Genomic DNA, 16,437 nt, shown 5'->3' with positions numbered 1-16,437 from the left:
CCTCGCCCCGCGCCGATCCGTCAGGTCTGTCGTCATGTCATTGACGAACCAGACCGAGCCGATGGGACGACCAGACCAGATGACTCTTCTCCGCGTCGACACGAGCATCCGCCGACAGGGCTCCCTCAGCCGCGAACTCGCCGACATCATGGCGGAAGCCTGGCCTGCCGATCAGGTCGTCCGCCGCGACCTCACCGCCTGCCCCGACCTGCACGCGACCTGGCGCGAAGCCGTCGCGGCCGGGTTCCTGTCCGAGGGGCACCGGACCCCGGCCATGCGCGAGGCCACGGCCTTCGCCGTCGACCTCGCCGACGAGGCTCTCGCTGCTACCGAGATCGCCGTGAGCGCACCGCTGTACAACTTCGGTGCTCCCGCGACGCTGAAATCCTGGATCGATCTGCTGATCACTGATCCGCGATTCGACCCGCGCCACACACCGGCTGGTCAGGCGTTGGCCGGTGTCCCGCTGACGCTGCTGATCGCGCGCGGCGGCGGTTACGGGCCCGGCACACCGCGCGAGGGCTGGGACCATGCGACGCCATACCTGCGACGTATCTTCGGCGACCTGTTCGGCGCCGAGGTCACCGTGATCGCCGTCGAGTTGACCGCAGTCGAGTTCGACCCGGCGATGGCCGATCTCCGCCCGCAGGCGGCGATCTCACGAGCTGAGGCGCGAACCCTGGCCGAGAACACCGCCGCGAGTCATGCCGCACGCCGAGGGCGGAACGGCGATCGGCAGAAGCGCGGCATGCCGGTGGTCCAAGAGGCGATCGTGCGGTGAGGACGGGGCGGGCTCGACGCCGCGCGGGTTCGAACGACTCAGTCGTCCTCGTCGTCGGCCTCTTCCTCGGCGAATTCCGCCGGGGTGAGAATGTCGACGCGCGCGAGCCCGCCGGTCACATTGACGACGACGTCCTCCGTGCCTGCATCGTTGGCGCAGGCCAGCTCACAGTCCGTTCGGCCGAACACCAACATGCCCGACGTCCGAGCCCGCATACCCTCCGGGACGACGATCTCCACCCGACCGAACAGCGCGCCGACGTCGACGGACTCCTGACCCTCCACGACGTGGACGGTCTGGCGACCGAAGACCGCAGCGCCGTCATCAGAGTCGATGACCTGCCAGCCGAGGAACGCCCCGGCCGCCACCAGGACGCCGGTGACCAGCCCGCCGACGACGCGCGAGACGATGCCGGGTTTCGCCTCGTCCTCGTCGTCCTCGTCTGATTTGGTGGGAGTCGTTCGCGGGGCAGTCTGCGGCGCCGTGGAGGTCGTGCCCTCGGCGCCGTTCTCGGCTGCGGGCTCCGGAAGGTCGCGCGTGAGCAGCCGCAGTTCCTCCCGGGTGCGCGCGGCCCAGCATTTCGCCGTCCGCTCGTCATACTCGGTCAACGTCAGAACACCGTCGTCCAGCGCCGCCCGCAAGCGGGCGTCCACACTCCGGCGCTCACGATCGCCGATGCGTACCTCGATCTGCTCGTCCTCCACGGGGGCATTCTCGCAGAGAGTTCACGTTTCCTCTGCCAGGATGCGGCGGCTGGCGGGGGCGGCGGGTGTTCGGCCGTCAGGTGGTGCGGGATGTGGTGCAGCGCTGGAAGGCCTCCACATGGGTGGAGGACGGCTGTCGACGTTCTCGGTCTCCCGGTCGCCACGAACCTCCACGTCTGCGGAGAGCACTGGCAATCAGTGTCAATCTTCTGCGCAACAGACGACCAACCTCCACGTCTGCGGAGAGCACGTGGTCACCGCGATGATCGGGCACCCGGTTTCGACCAACCTCCACGTCTGCGGAGAGCACAAATCCCGCTCGGACCACGCCCGCCGCCGCATCGACCAACCTCCACGTCCGTGGAGAGCACACCGCCAGTGCCCGAGGACCCGACGACCGTCACGACCAACCTCCACGTCCGTGGAGAGCACAGAAAGACTTCGTCGACGAGGACGGGAAGCAGCGACCAACCTCCACGTCCGTGGAGAGCACCTTGCTCCTCTGGTCAACGGGTCCGCAGCGACGACCAACCTCCACGTCCGTGGAGAGCACGCGGTGCTGGCGAAGATCCCGGCGACGATGTCCGACCAACCTCCACGTCCGTGGAGAGCACGCGAAGACCGGCTCGGGTGGGCGCGCGGGTTGCGACCAACCTCCACGTCCGTGGAGAGCACACCAACTGAGAACAGTTCGATCAATGATCGACCGACCAACCTCCACGTCCGTGGAGAGCACGCTACTCGTGTCCTGCCCGAGCCCGTCCCGCCGACCAACCTCCACGTCCGTGGAGAGCACGGACCGCGCCGGCCTGCCGCCGCCGCCAGGTCGGACCAACCTCCACGTCCGTGGAGAGCACGCCTGCCATCATGCCCGACGCCGCCATCTCCCCGACCAACCTCCACGTCCGTGGAGAGCACATCGGCCACGTCAACACCACTCTGGGGGAGGTCGACCAACCTCCACGTCCGTGGAGAGCACTCGCCGATGATGCAGACCGATTCCTTGCCGGGCGACCAACCTCCACGTCCGTGGAGAGCACCCCGCACCGTGAGCGAGAAAACGACGGCAGATCGACCAACCTCCACGTCCGTGGAGAGCACAGCGGTGCGTGTCGTCGGTGCGTGATCGGCGGCGACCAACCTCCACGTCCGTGGAGAGCACGCCGTAGTCACCCTCGACCTCGACAGCGACCTCGACCAACCTCCACGTCCGTGGAGAGCACCAGCACGACCACGCTGGGCGTGATCACCACGACGACCAACCTCCACGTCCGTGGAGAGCACTACGCCTCGGGGCAGGGGTCCTCGTAGGCGTGCGACCAACCTCCACGTCCGTGGAGAGCACGCTTATCTGGCCGAGCTTCATTCCGAGGACGCGACCAACCTCCACGTCCGTGGAGAGCACCCTTCGCGACCTGCGGTTTTAGAAGGCCGTTTGACCGTTTTCGCCGCAGCGGTGTGCGTTCATGACGCATATCCTCGCAGACCCTGCTGACACCGAACTCGGACTCCGGTAGGCCGTAAGAACTGTCGGCGGGTTCATCTAGGGTGCTCGCCGTGAGCACCGATGGTGACGGTTCGTGCGGTGCGGGCGCAGGCGGGAACGAGGCGGGCGCTCACCGGGAGCTGCTCGACCTGGTGCTGTGGGGGAAGGAGCACGGGCTCGGCACGCCGTACCCGCTGATCTGCCACCTGCTCGACACCGCCGCAGTGGCGCGGGCGCTCTGGGCCGACATGGTGGCACCGGGATTCCGCGAGCAGATCGCGGGGGAATTGGGTCTGTCCGTGGCCGATACCGGGCGGACGGTGGAGTTCTGGGCCGCGCTGCACGACATCGGGAAACTGACGGCTCATTTCCAGGCGCAGCTCGGACTGCCCGCCGGATATCCACCGCCGGGCCATGAGACGCCCGGACACGACCGCGTCGCGAACCTCTGGCTGGCCTCCGCGTTGGAAAGGCTCGGTTATCCCGGCGGGCGGCGTCCGTTGGCGCGGCTGATCGCGGAGCTGCTGGGCGGGCATCACGGCCGGTTCCATCGCATCGATCCGGGTGATCTGCGGCCTGCGAAGCTGCCATTCCTCGGACTCGGCTCCGGGAAATGGGACGAGCAGCGGGTCGCGACGATGAACGTGCTTGTGGAGATCCTCCGGCCTGCCGTTCCCGTGACCACCCTGAGCAGGCCGTCGGCGGTCGCTGTGGCGGGGCTGGTCATGCTGGCCGACTGGCTCGCCAGCCAAACCCCCTACATCAAGACCAGACTCGACGACGTCCCCCGCTCAGGCACGGTCGTCGAGTTGCGCCGATTCTTCGACGGCTGTGTTTCGGCGGCGCCCGGCCTGCTCGACAAGGCGGGGCTGACCCGCCTCCGGTTGCGGTCAGGCTCCTTCGCCGAGGAGTTTCCGGCGTTCCCACCCAATGTGCTGCAGGCGAGTCTGGCCGAGCAGTTGCCCTCGGCGGTGACCGGGCCGGGGCTGCTCATGATCGCCGCGCCCACCGGCTTCGGCAAGACCGAGGCCGCGCTGTTCTCGGCGCGTGTCCTGGGTGCGGCGGCGGGACGTGCGGGGCTCTACCTGGCGCTGCCCACCACGGCCACGGCGGATCAGATGTTCACCCGCGTCGCGCGGTATCTCGCCCGGCGCGGCGTCGGCGATGTCTCGCAGGCGCTCCTGCACGGTATGGCGTGGTTGAGCCCGGTGGACGAGATGATCGCGAAGGCGACCTCGGTTGAGGAGATCTCGGGCGACCGGGAGACCCGCGCCCGTTTCCCGGAATGGATGCGGGGGCGTAAGCGCGGCCTGCTCGCAGGCGTGGGCATCGGCACCATCGACCAGGCCCTGTTGGCCGTGCTGCCGACCCGACACAACGCGCTGCGGATGTTTGCGCTGGCGGGCAAGACGGTCGTGATCGACGAGGTTCATGCGTTCGGCCCGTATATGCGGAGTCTGTTGGTCACCCTGCTGGGCTGGCTGGGCGAACTGCGCGTCCCCGTCGTCCTGCTCTCGGCGACCCTGCCCGCCCACGTGGCAGCCGAACTGGCCGCCGCCTACCGGGGGAGCAGCGCGCCGGGAACGCTGCCGCAGCCGGTGGTGCCCTATCCGGGCTGGACCTACGTCCAACGCGGCACGCCCCCGGTCTCTCATGCGCTGCCGTTCCCGGCGGAGCAGCGACGCAGACTCCAGTTGGAACTGCGACTGGTCGAGTTCGGCGCGGACGGGCAGCCTGCTCGGCTCTCGGCGGTGACGCCGGAGTTCACCGCCCTGGCTGCTCAGGGTGGGTGCGCTGCCGTCATCTGCACCACCGTCGCGCAGGCGCAGCAGACCTGGGGTGCGCTGGTCGCGTGGCGCGAAGCCCTCCCGGAGCCGCAGCGGCCCAGAATCGTACTGCTGCACTCGCGTTTTCCGGCCTGGCAACGGGAGCAGATCACGGCCGAGGCCACCAGCGTCCTGGGTCGAGACGGCGCCCGGCCGGAGCGGCTGATCCTGGTGGCCACCCAGGTCATCGAGCAGAGCCTCGACCTCGACGTCGACTTCCTCGTCAGCGACCTCGCACCGATCGAACTCCTGCTCCAACGCGCAGGACGTCTGCACCGCCACCCCGTTCGGGACGCCGCCCGTCCGGCATGGGCGGCGGCCGTCGGGAACGAACCTCGACGCATGGTGGTGCTCACCGCTCCGGAGGCGGATCTGACGCGCATCCCTGATGCCTGGAGCTACGTCTATCCGGCGGCGGCGCTGATCCGCGCCGAGCGGCTGCTGCGGGAGCGGGAGACGGGCGGCATCACCATTCCCGACGACGTGCAGGAGATGGTCGACCGTGGCAACCCCGGCGATTTCCCGGCGTATGAAGATCCACTGCTCATCGGCTTCGAGAAGGCCGAGGTCGAGCGCGGCGCGGACGTGATGGTGGAACAACAGTTCGCCCACAACCGACGGATTCCGGAGCCCTCCCGCCTGCTGAGGCTGGCCGAACTGTCCGCAGGGGACATGCCGCCGGAGGACCACGCGGCCACCCGTTTCAATGCCGACTCGGTGCGAGTTCTGCCCTGCTATGAGGGAGTCGACGGTGCACTCCGACTCGGCGGACCCAACGGCGAGACGCTGCCGGTGCCGGATGCGCAGGGGCGACTCTCCCGCGCCGAACTGATCTCCGTCATGCGTCACACGATTCCGGTCTCCGGACATCTCGTCCTCGGGCGAGGCGAGGACCACGTCCTCCCGTCGCCGTGGCGGGACATCTGGCCGCTGGGCGACCTGGTGCTGCTGCGGCACTCGGTCGACGAGGCGGGGCAGATCGGGACTGCACGCATCGGGGATCGGGAGTTCGTGCTCGATGCGGATCGGGGGTTGGTGGAGGTCAAGGCGGAGTGAAGGGCTGAGCGCGGTGTGTCGACCAGCGTCCACAGGCGTGGAGAGCACCCCCACTGCGGCACGCCCGTCAGTCCGTACAGCGACCAACCTCCACACGGGTGGAGAGCACGCCGGAGCTGTGGCAGCAGTACATCGGCGGATCGACCAACCTCAACGGGTGGAGAGCACGACCAGCGGAAACGGACCCGTCCAGGGTTTCGCGACCAACCTCTACACGGGTGGAGAGCACGAGCGCCTGCGCGTGCGGGCCGTCGCCCGGTCTCGACCAACCTCCACACGGGTGGAGAGCACGGCGCGACGTCGGATCGGCCCTCTCCACAGGCGACCAACCTCCACACGGGTGGAGAGCACGAGTCACGATGATGATGATCGACCCGCGTGACGACCAACCTCCACACGGGTGGAGAGCACGATCGTGGCGGTTGTCCCATGCATAACGGCGCCGACCAACCTCCACACGGGTGGAGAGCACCGGATCAGGCAACCTCCCCCCCGGATACAGCCGCGACCAACCTCCACACGGGTGGAGAGCACATCACCGCATGGGACAGGCTCGGCATCCGAGACGACCAACCTCCACACGGGTGGAGAGCACGGCATACGTCCGCTGAAGCACGGGCGGCCGGACGACCAACCTCCACACGGGTGGAGAGCACGCTCCGAGCTGGGCGTGACCCGGCACAACGTCGACCAACCTCCACACGGGTGGAGAGCACACGTCGGCATCGACTGGACCGAGATCCACCGCGACCAACCTCCACACGGGTGGAGAGCACCCAGCGCGGCCAAGCAGACGGCCGGTCCACCCCGACCAACCTCCACACGGGTGGAGAGCACGTCCAGCGGGGGTTAGCGACGTGGTCAACGGACGACCAACCTCCACACGGGTGGAGAGCACTCCGGGGGCTGGAAGGGAGCCATCCCATGTCGCGACCAACCTCCACACGGGTGGAGAGCACCTCCCTACGGTCGTCACCAGAGAATGTCCCGGCGACCAACCTCCACACGGGTGGAGAGCACAGGCTCGGGTCGGGTCGGCGGCTGGACAGCACGACCAACCTCCACACGGGTGGAGAGCACGGGTGCGCCGCCTTGAGCAGCTCGGACGCCTGCGACCAACCTCCACACGGGTGGAGAGCACGTGAATTTCGATGACTGAGGAATCGGGTTTCCGCGACCAACCTCCACACGGGTGGAGAGCACGCCCTGCACCACGCCGCCAACAGGGCACGGCACGACCAACCTCCACACGGGTGGAGAGCACGTGGTCAGACCGGTGTCGTACTCCACGGCGGACGACCAACCTCCACACGGGTGGAGAGCACTGACCAGGCAGTGCGCGCGCGGTCGACCGCGCCGACCAACCTCCACACGGGTGGAGAGCACTGCACTTGGACCGCCGCGACGGCCACCGGTGACGACCAACCTCCACACGGGTGGAGAGCACCGCGTCGATCGCTGCCACGATGTCGGTCACGACGACCAACCTCCACACGGGTGGAGAGCACCGACCAGGGCCGTGATCAGCGAAAAGGGGCACCGACCAACCTCCACACGGGTGGAGAGCACCCTTCGCGACCTGGTGTTTTAGGAAGCCGTTTTACCGTTTTCGATGCGGTGGGGGAGGTTCATGGCCGAATCCTCTCAGATGGCACGGACAGAGATCAGTACGCAGGCCCGGACACCCGTCGATATGTCGGTGTCACCGGATACGTTGGCTGGGATGGCGCTCTCGGTGGCCGTCTGGTCGTGAAGGGTGTCGGTCAATGTCGCAGAAGCACCGCCTCAGCGGGTCGGGCAGGTGAGCGTCCGCCATCTCGTGTTCTGACCCCTGGTGTTCGATCCAGCACTGAGGGTGTAATCTCTACATGCGGTAAGCGAGTACGCAGCTAGCTTCATAGAGCTGGCTGAGGTGACGAAGGCCTTCGCCGTAACCCGGCTGCACACCTCACCTTCACGTCCGTGAAGAACTGTCGAGCGACCACGCCGCTAGCGACCCACCTCCACCTCCGTGGAGACGGCCCACACCCTAGCTCCGCACCACCAGCATTCGGCCTCACGACAGGATGTCGACGTCGATGTTCGATCTGCTCAGTGAAGAACTCTGCCCGGTTCGGTGGTCTCCCGACCGCGACCCGCCGCCGACGGTCGACGGCCCCGGTGAGGTGGTGAGCCTGCGCCAACTTCTGGTTTATGCCCACGAGATCACCGACGTGGACCTGTCGTCCCCGCCCGCCGTATCGGGGCTGCTGCGCATCCTCGCGGTGCTGACCGCGCGGGTGACGGGGCTCGACAAGATTGACGAGGTCGAATCGTGGTGTGATCGGCGAGACGAGGTGTTGCGCGCGGGGCGCCTTGATCCGGTGGAGATCGACCGCTATCTCGCGCGGTACCCGGGACGGTTCGATCTCTTCGGGGATCGGCCGTTCCTGCAGGACGCCCGGCTGTCGACGGAGTGCCGGAACACCAACGGTTCGCCGGCCTCCTCGGGGGTGAACAAGTTGATGGTGGGTCGCTCGGCGGGGCAGTCGTTCGTCTGGCAGAGCCACACCACCGATGACGAGCCGCCGCCCGCGCCCGCCGCCGAGGCCTTCGCCGCGCTGCTCACCTGGCTGTACTACGGGCCGGGCGGCCGATGCACGTCGCGGTGGACGCCAGGGCAGGCCAAGCCCGTCGCCGACACGCGGACCAGCCCGTTGCGGGGGACGACCTCGTTTCATCCCTGGGGCGCGACGCTGTTCGAGACGCTGTTGATCGGGCTGCCGTTCCTGCCCTCCGACGCCGATGACCACGCTCCGTGGGAACTGGACGAGTATCCCGATCCGCTCGGGGTGACGCCTGCGCCGCGCGGGATCGCCCGGATGCTCGTCGGCCGGGCTCGTCATGCCGTGCTGTTGACGCCGTCGGATGACGGGCGCGCGGTGGTCGATGCACGCATCACCTGGGCGTCCCGGCAGGAGCCGGTCCCGGCGCTCGATCCGTTCCTGATCCATCGGGCCAACTCCAAGGACCCGAACACGGTGTTCGCGGAGTACGCCTCGGCGGATCGCGCCGTCTGGCGGGATCTCGACGCTTTGGTGGGCAGGAGGTCCGACCCTGCCAGGGCGAAACGGCGGCGTCCGGCGGTCTTCGACACGCTCGCCGAGCTGGCCTACGACGGCAGCCCGGTCGATGTCGACTCGGTGCGGATTCGGGCTCTCGGGTTCGATCAGGAGCGGTCGCAGGCGAAGGATCGGCAGTATTTCAGCGGCACTACTCCGCCGGTTCTGCGCCTGCTCACAGCAGGCGACGACGAACGCGCGGTCCGGGTGACCACGGCGATCGACGCCGCCGAGTCGGTCGGGGCGAGCCTGCATGCCGCGTTCTCCGCAGCGTGGGCGGGGATCACGCGGAGCCCGCTGAAGACGAAGCCCCGTGATCAGGGCGTTCCGTGGCTGCATCCCGGCATGGCGCGGTACTGGGCCCAGGCCGAGTCGCGGTTCTGGGCGACGGTCACGGCGGCCGAGCCGCCTGAGGAGCATCCGAGGAACCTGTTCATCCGGATTGCGTTGCGGAGCTACTCCGAGTTGACCGAGGACTATGCCCGCTCGCCGGAAGACGTCAAGGCGATCGAGCTGGCCCGGCGGCTGCTGTTGCGCGGCTGGAAGGCTCGGAAGAAGGAGACGGCGGATGTCTGACGCTCTGGCGCGCGCGACTGCGGTTGCCGCCACGGATTCCAGGAACCTCCCGCGCGGAGGAGTCGAGATCGGCGACGCCGGACGTCGCATGGTGTGGTACCTGCGCAAACATGTCCTCAACTCGCCCGGCCGCCGCGCGGCGCTGCGGCGTTCGCTGGGCGGCGGTCCTGGCGAGGCACGGACCTTCGCGGCCTTCCGGGAGGTCAGTCGGTTCGTCCCCGAGTCGGCGAGCGAGGAGACGGAACTGGCCTTCCGCACGGTGGCGGCCTTGATCTGCGCTCAGCCCAGGCAGGCACGGGACGAGGACGTGTCGGCCGCCGAGCCTGCGCAGAACGGCGGCCAGGCCGAGGGTGACGACTCGGCAGCTCGGGACGAGGTCGCCTCCCAACGGAGGCCGCCGCGTTCGATCGGGGCGACGCTGGCCTTCGCCGTCAATCAGAAGGTTACGTCCTCCTCGCAGGCCGAGGCGCATCTGCACCGGCTCTGTCGCGGCGACGTCCAGGTCGTCTACCGACAGCTTCCCCGTCTGATGGCGCTGCTGCGCTCGTCGCGGATCTCCGTGGACTGGGTCGCGTTGATCTGCGATCTGGCGGCCTGGGATGACGACCAGCAGCGGATCGCCGCGTCTTGGCTGCGTGACTTCTATCGAGGCCTGACTCCGTCCGATGAGGACGACACCGACACCGACGACACCCCGAAGGACGACGCATGACCACGCCTGCCTACCTCGACGTGCACGCGATTCAGACGCTGCCGTACTCCAACGTCAACCGAGACGATCTCGGGGCGCCGAAATCGGTGATGTTCGGTGGTGTCGAGCGGACCAGGGTCTCCAGCCAGAGTTGGAAACGCGCCGTCCGGCTGCACGTGGACCGGGCCGTGGGTGAGGACACCGTCCGCACCCGTCGGGTGGTGCGGGGCGTTGCCGAGCGGCTGACCTCGTCGGCCTGGGGCTGGTCGCGGGTCGATGCCGAGGCTGCGGGTCTCCAGGTGGCGTTGTCCGCGGGCAGCGGAATCAGCTTGAAGGCGGAGAAGAACGAACGCGGCGAGCAGGTGCAGACCACCAGCGTGCTGCTGTTGCTGCCGGAGTCGGGCATCGACGATCTGGCCGCGCTGGCGGACCAGCATCGGCAGGAGATCCTCGCCGAGGAGGCCCGGCCGAAGAAGGGCAAGGACAACAAGATCAAGCCGGTGCTGCCGAGTAAGGACATCGCCGAGATCCTCGGGCGGCGCAGCGGCACGATCAACCTGTTCGGTCGGATGCTCGCCGAGCTGCCGGGGGCCAACGTCGACGGCGCCGTGCAGTTCGCGCATGCCTTCACCACGCACGGGACGTCGGTCGAGTACGACTTCTTCTCCGCCGTGGACGATGTCGAGGAGAAACTCAACATTCCCGGCAGCGGCCACATCAACACCGGATACTTCAGTGCGGGGACGTTCTATCGGTACGCCAATGTCGGCTTGGCGCGGCTGCGGGCCAATCTGGGCGACGACCTGGAGGTGACCCGGACCCTGGTGGACGCCTTCCTGGACGGTTTCGTCAATGCGGTGCCCTCCGGCAAGCAGACCGCGACCGGCGCGGTCACCGCCCCCGACCTCGTCTACGTGGCGGTGCGGGCGGATCGGCCGGTGTCGTTGTCCTCGGCGTTCGAGGCGCCGCTGGCGGGCAAGAACGGCTATCTGTTCGGGTCGGTCGAGAGGCTCGCCTCCCATGCCGCGTCGATGACGACGCTGTTGGAGAAGGAGAACGTGCTGTTCGCCGGTTACGCGGCTGCCGAGTTGACCGTGCAGGGGCAGGCCGAGGAGAGCCTCGCCGCGTTCGGTCCTCGACACGACTCGTTCCGGAGCCTGATCGCGGCGGCCGTGCAGGTGGCGTGCGCGGAGCGGGAGGCGTGAGCGGGCTGCTGCTGCGGCTGGCGGGGCCGTTGCAGAGCTGGGGCGAGCGCAGCGCCTTCGACGTGCGGGACACAGCCGCGTTCCCCACCCGGTCGGGGTTGATCGGGATCATCGCCGCCTCGATGGGTATCGGGCGCGACGAGCCGCTCTCGGCACTGAGCCCGCTGAGCTTCACCATTCGCGTCGATCGCCCCGGAACCCGGACCGTGGACTATCAGACCGTAGGCGGCGGTCTGCCGCCCGGCCGGAAGATTCCCACCGCAGACGGCAAGGGACGGCCGCCGGGTAAGGGAATCATGCAGACCTGGCGCGAGTACCTCGCCGACGCGGTGTTCGTCGTCGCGGTGCAGGGGCCGGACGATCTGCTCGCCGAGGTCGGGCGCGCGCTGGCCCGGCCGCACTGGCAGCCCTACCTCGGCAGGCGATCCTGTCCGCCCTCGCAGCCGTTCCTGCTCCGTACCGACGTCGAGGACCCGATCGCGGAACTGGAGAACGCCGTGCCGCTCGCTCGTCTGCGCCGAGGGGGGCGGCCCCTGCCCGTGGACTTCCTCTATGACACCGGGCTGCCCGAGGCAGTGCGCTCGGAGGTCCGCGATGCGCCGTCGACGTTCGCGACCATCGGCCGGGAACATCGCACGCGACCGATCTGGACGGTGACCCGTGAGCTGCCCAGTCACCTCGGGCTCGCCGATCTGGCCGTTTACCAGCAGAGGCTGGGTTCCTACCTCGTCGGACAGGAGGCCTGAGGTGGCCTGGCTCGTACGACTGACGCTGTCGCCCCGAAGCCTGCCGGTGACCACCGGCCTGCTCGATGGTGATCAACTACACCGCACGCTGATGCGCCTGCTGCCCGATGACCTCGGCGAACGGCCGAGGGAACGCGGCGGCCTGCTCTACCGCGTCGAACCGGGTCGAGCCGGGGTGGGGCTGTTGGCCCAGACCTTGGTGCCGCCTCGGCTGGCCGCGCTGCCCGCGGAGCTTGCCGCGACGGCGCGGGATCGAGACCTGCGTCCGCTGCTGGACTCGCTGCGGCCGGGCGTCCGAGTCCGGTATCGCATCGTCGCCAACGCCACCAAGCGGCACGGTAACTCGGCGGTGGAGGCGAAGCGCGGGAAGCTCAAGGTCCTGCGGGGCACCGAGGCCGACCTGTGGTGGCTGCGCAGGGCCACCGAGGCGGGGCTGCATCCCGTGCAGGTCGTCTCCAGCCCCGTCGACGACGTCCTCGGCGCTCGGGAGACTCGACATGGTCTCACCCGGTTCGACGGGGTCGGCATCGTGACCGACCCTGATCTGCTGCGCACCGCCGTCGCCGAGGGCATCGGCCGCGCGAAGACCTACGGCTGCGGACTGCTCAGTCTCGGCCCGGCGGAGGCGCCATGACCACGGTCCGAGACCCGCGACGGCTGCTCACCACGCCGACGGTGGCGATGCTGCCCCGCGTCGCCGATTCGCTGTCGTTCCTCTACCTGGAGAACGTGCGGGTCGTCCAGGACGACACCGGAGTCTGCGCCCAGGTGCAGAAGCGCGACGGGGCGACCAGCCGCGTCTACCTGCCGACAGCGGCGGTGTCCTGTGTCCTGCTCGGCACCGGCACGTCGGCCACCAATCCGGCGATGGCGACGTTCGCCCGGCACAACACGACCGTGGTGTGGACGGGGGCGGGCGGCGTGCGGATGTACTCCGGGAGCCAGCCCGGCGACCTGACCACGCGCTGGCTGGAACGGCAGGTCCGCCTCTGGGCCGACGACACCACCCGCCTCGCCGTCGCCGCCACGATGTACGAGACGCGGTTCGGGATGCCCGTGCCGCCGGGCACGAGCCTGGACAGCGTGCGCGGTCTCGAAGGCCAGCGGATGAAGGCGCTCTACCACGCGATGGCCGAACAACATCGCATCCGTGGGTTCCGCCGCAATTACAACCCCGAGAACTGGGACGCGCAGAACCCGGTCAACCAGGCCCTGTCCGCCGCCAACGCCGCGCTGTACGGCGTGGTCCACTCGGTCATGCTCGCGCTGGGCGTCAGCCCCGCACTCGGGTTCCTGCACAGTGGAAAGCAGAACTCCTTCATCTACGACATCGCCGATCTCTACAAGGCGCGCCACACCATTCCGCTGGCCTTCGCCCTGCACAAACACGGCAACCCCGATCGGGAGGCCCGCAGGCGTCTCCGGGAGGACTTCCGGCTCTACCGGTTGATGCCGAAGATGGTCTTGGACATCCAGCGGCTGCTCGCGCCGGAGGAGATCACCGAGGCCGAGGAACCCGAGGAGGTCGAGCTGGTGCACCTCTGGGACCCGGATCTCGGTGCGGTCGAGGCCGGGCGCAACCACGCCCACGACGTGGACTGGTGAGGCGATGGCGAATCTGATCGTGATCTCGACGACGGCCGTCCCCGACTACGTTCGTGGCTCGCTGAGCCGATTCCTCACCGAGCCCGCGCCGGGCCTCTACGTCGGCAGCGTCTCCGCCCGCGTGCGGGACCTCCTCTGGGAGGCCGTCAGCGCGGCCGTCGGGGACGGGGCTGCGGTCTGTGTCCACCCGGCGGAGAACGAACAGCGGTACATCATCAAGACGGCGGGCGAACGACGACGGCACATCGCGGACTTCGACGGCCTGCAACTCATCGAGTTCCGGGACGAAAACGGTAAATCCGCTTTGTAAAAGCCCAGGTCGCGAAGGGTGATCTCCACGCATGTGGAGGTAGGTCGGGCGACGCGGTCGCGTCGTTCACCATCGCCTCGTGATCTCCACGCATGTGGAGGTAGGTCGTCGTCGGCGCAGGGGTCGCGTTTCGGTCGATCGTGATCTCCACGCATGTGGAGGTAGGTCGGGACGGAACCCCCAGTGGTTCGAAAGCGTGTGGTGATCTCCACGCATGTGGAGGTAGGTCGGCGTCCGGGTCCACCCGTGCCCAGTCGGAGATGTGATCTCCACGCATGTGGAGGTAGGTCGTGCACTTGCCATCAGGGCGAGGCCGAGCGCGAGTGATCTCCACGCATGTGGAGGTAGGTCGTCGGCGAAGGGCGAGGACAAACCCATCAAACAGTGATCTCCACGCATGTGGAGGTAGGTCGTCCCCGCCGAACTGGTCTCCCGTGCCCCGCTGGTGATCTCCACGCACGTGGAGGGCGGAGTGGTCTCCACGTACGTGGAGTTGGTCGCCTGCGGAACTGGTGGAGATGATCGCGCAGGCGTGATCTCTACCCGTGTGGAAGTTGGTCGTAGTCTTGATCGCATGGGTGCGACGAGGGCCATCACCGACATCCCCGTCATCGCCGTGGTGAGTGGAAAGGGCGGGGTCGGCAAGACCAGCGTCGCCGTCGCCCTGGCCCGCAGGCTCGTCGCCGCCGGGCGGAAGGTCGGGCTGGTGGACGCCGATCTACACGGGCCGGATGTGCCTCGGATGCTCGGGTTGCGGCGGGACGTGCCTGCCAAGTCGTTGACCATCGCCAACTGGGTGGGCGGGCGGAACTCGGGGATCGAGGCGATGGAGGTCGACGGGTTCAAGGTCGCCTCGGTCGGGTTCCTGCTCGCGGGACAGCAGGGATTCGCGGTCGACGCCTCGATCGGCGACATGATGCTGGGCAGGCTGATCCGGGACACGCGCTGGGGTGACGTCGACACGCTCGTCGTCGACCTGCCGCCGGGCACCGGGGACGTGCAGCAGGCGCTGTTGGCGCTGGCGGGTCCGGTGGCGGCGGTGCTGGTGGTGACGCCCGCCGAGGTCGCCCACCTGGACACCAACCGGGCGCTCACCATCCTCAAGGATGCCAGGGTGACGATCATCGGCGGCGTCGAGAACATGGTGTATCTGGAGTGCGGGGGCTGCGGTGAGGCCACGGCTCTGCACGACCCTGCCCCGGAGGAGCGGACCATCTGGGCGCGCAACGTGCCGAAGCTGGCAAGCCTGCCCTACCGGGTGGGCGGGGCGATCGGCGATGCGGACATCGCGCCCGTGGTGTCGTCGGTGACCGGCTATCTCGGTCGGGCCCTCTGATTCTCGGGCGGGCCGGGCAGGCCGCAGCACCGGCCCGGTGATGCGGCGGCCGTGTTCGGCCGTCGGTGCCCCGTCACGAGCCATGGTGGCGGGGCATCCGCGCAGTACGGACCCGGTCCGCGCGGATGGTTGCAGCGGACTCCTCGCGCGCCCGGCACGGCCACACCACCGGAGCGCCCCGCGCCCGCGCCTCACCCGACACCGGCCCGGCCCGGGGGCGTCGACCTCGCCCGGGTCGCTCCGGGCCGGGCGCACTCAGTCGACGGGCCGGGGGTTCGCGGGGACTCCGACGGGCCGGAACGACGAGGACGGAGCCGATGTACGGCGCAGGGCGTGGCGTCTCGCCGCCGTCGTGCACTCGGCTCGCGTCGGCCTCGGTTCGTTGCCGAGAGGGCCGCCGACCCCGTGCATCCGGTCCCTCGGCGGCCGGTTCGAGCGGGCGCTCCCCGGTGTCCCACTGGGTCGATGGGCGGTGCGATCGTCGTGGTCGTCGAGGGGCCGGCACTCGTGGCCGTCGGCGTTCCTGGCAGCCGACACGAATCGATCAGTCGATGCGAGGTGGGCGGGCCACGAGCCGGTCTCGGCAGGGCGAGAGCATCCGATGACCCGATCTCGGGCGCCGAGGTCGAAGCCGGCCGGTGATCTGCTGTCGCCGTGCGCGGTGCGCCGTTCGTCTACTGTCGATGGTCGATGGAGAATTCTGCGGGCGTCCTTTCTTCTTGGTCGCGTCGAAGATGTACGTGATTCGTCGACTCCCGGTGGGTTAATGGCCGATGCTGATCCCGTCTTCTTTTCTCGAATGCGGCGCGCGGTGTGTCGCTGTCTCACCACAGTGCCGTCAGTCGTGCCGTTCGCCATGCCGTCGACGCCCGGGCCCGCTCTTCCGAGTCGTGTTCTCGGCGCCCTGTCCGGTCGATCCCGAAGCTGAATGTAGTCCGTTCGGCGGCTAGAAAAAGGGAAGTCTCTCTGCGATGCTCGGTCGACTGACCGGCACGGATAATGTGCTCGAGTGGG

At 68.6% G+C, this 16,437-nt stretch carries 11 protein-coding genes and 3 CRISPR repeat arrays; of the genes, 10 read left to right on the top strand and 1 reads right to left on the bottom strand.

Annotated features, from left to right (window positions below; all coding sequences use genetic code 11):
- The first annotated feature begins 34 nt into the window (after window positions 1-34).
- Window positions 35-781: an FMN-dependent NADH-azoreductase gene (locus tag UA74_RS17780; RefSeq protein WP_075764956.1), complete on the top strand. Its 747-nt coding sequence runs from the start codon at window positions 35-37 to the stop codon at window positions 779-781.
- Window positions 782-819: 38 nt separating this feature from the next.
- Here the strand turns inward: UA74_RS17780 and UA74_RS17775 are convergent, their stop codons facing one another.
- Window positions 820-1,485: a DUF1707 SHOCT-like domain-containing protein gene (locus tag UA74_RS17775; protein ID WP_075764954.1), complete on the bottom strand. Its 666-nt coding sequence runs from the start codon at window positions 1,483-1,485 to the stop codon at window positions 820-822.
- Between the two features lie 160 nt (window positions 1,486-1,645).
- Window positions 1,646-2,890: direct repeats of the CRISPR family, unit length 29 nt; unit sequence CGACCAACCTCCACGTCCGTGGAGAGCAC.
- 152 nt (window positions 2,891-3,042) lie between these two features.
- On the opposite strand from UA74_RS17775, the gene cas3 reads away from it, so the two are divergent.
- The 9 genes from cas3 (at window position 3,043) to UA74_RS17730 (ending at window position 15,423) form a co-directional block, all read left to right on the top strand.
- Window positions 3,043-5,853, top strand: coding sequence for a CRISPR-associated helicase Cas3' (gene cas3, locus UA74_RS17770; protein ID WP_232237305.1), 2,811 nt, complete (start codon window positions 3,043-3,045; stop codon window positions 5,851-5,853).
- 199 nt (window positions 5,854-6,052) lie between these two features.
- Window positions 6,053-7,422: a CRISPR direct-repeat array (repeat unit 29 nt; unit sequence CGACCAACCTCCACACGGGTGGAGAGCAC).
- Between the two features lie 509 nt (window positions 7,423-7,931).
- On the top strand, window positions 7,932-9,530 hold the full coding sequence (gene casA, locus UA74_RS17765) for a type I-E CRISPR-associated protein Cse1/CasA (RefSeq protein ID WP_232237304.1): 1,599 nt from the start codon (window positions 7,932-7,934) through the stop codon (window positions 9,528-9,530).
- Window positions 9,523-10,242: a type I-E CRISPR-associated protein Cse2/CasB gene (gene casB, locus UA74_RS17760; protein WP_083683293.1), complete on the top strand. Its 720-nt coding sequence runs from the start codon at window positions 9,523-9,525 to the stop codon at window positions 10,240-10,242. Before casA ends, casB begins: the two co-directional genes overlap by 8 nt.
- Window positions 10,239-11,426 carry a type I-E CRISPR-associated protein Cas7/Cse4/CasC gene (gene cas7e, locus UA74_RS17755; protein WP_075764950.1) on the top strand — a complete coding sequence of 396 codons (1,188 nt, stop codon included), beginning with the start codon at window positions 10,239-10,241 and terminating at the stop codon, window positions 11,424-11,426. Before casB ends, cas7e begins: the two co-directional genes overlap by 4 nt.
- Window positions 11,423-12,172 carry a type I-E CRISPR-associated protein Cas5/CasD gene (gene cas5e / locus UA74_RS17750; protein ID WP_075766203.1) on the top strand — a complete coding sequence of 250 codons (750 nt, stop codon included), beginning with the start codon at window positions 11,423-11,425 and terminating at the stop codon, window positions 12,170-12,172. The genes cas7e and cas5e overlap by 4 nt, the downstream gene beginning before the upstream one ends.
- A gap of 1 nt (window position 12,173) precedes the next feature.
- Window positions 12,174-12,806 carry a type I-E CRISPR-associated protein Cas6/Cse3/CasE gene (cas6e, locus tag UA74_RS17745; protein ID WP_075764948.1) on the top strand — a complete coding sequence of 211 codons (633 nt, stop codon included), beginning with the start codon at window positions 12,174-12,176 and terminating at the stop codon, window positions 12,804-12,806.
- A complete protein-coding gene (gene cas1e / locus UA74_RS17740; RefSeq protein ID WP_075764946.1) occupies window positions 12,803-13,777 on the top strand; it encodes a type I-E CRISPR-associated endonuclease Cas1e in 975 nt (324 codons plus the stop codon). The genes cas6e and cas1e overlap by 4 nt, the downstream gene beginning before the upstream one ends.
- A gap of 4 nt (window positions 13,778-13,781) precedes the next feature.
- Window positions 13,782-14,087, top strand: a complete 306-nt coding sequence (gene cas2e, locus UA74_RS17735; RefSeq protein ID WP_075764944.1) for a type I-E CRISPR-associated endoribonuclease Cas2e — start codon at window positions 13,782-13,784, stop codon at window positions 14,085-14,087.
- Window positions 14,088-14,105: 18 nt separating this feature from the next.
- Window positions 14,106-14,500: direct repeats of the CRISPR family, unit length 29 nt; unit sequence GTGATCTCCACGCATGTGGAGGTAGGTCG.
- Between the two features lie 161 nt (window positions 14,501-14,661).
- Window positions 14,662-15,423, top strand: coding sequence for a P-loop NTPase (locus tag UA74_RS17730; RefSeq protein ID WP_075764942.1), 762 nt, complete (start codon window positions 14,662-14,664; stop codon window positions 15,421-15,423).
- The last annotated feature ends 1,014 nt before the right edge of the window (window positions 15,424-16,437 follow it).

It is taken from the genome of Actinoalloteichus fjordicus (assembly GCF_001941625.1).
Taxonomy (GTDB): Bacteria; Actinomycetota; Actinomycetes; order Mycobacteriales; family Pseudonocardiaceae; genus Actinoalloteichus_A; species Actinoalloteichus_A fjordicus.
The sequence above is the reverse complement of the archived record's forward strand: the minus strand, read 5'-3'. Positions and strand labels throughout refer to the sequence as shown.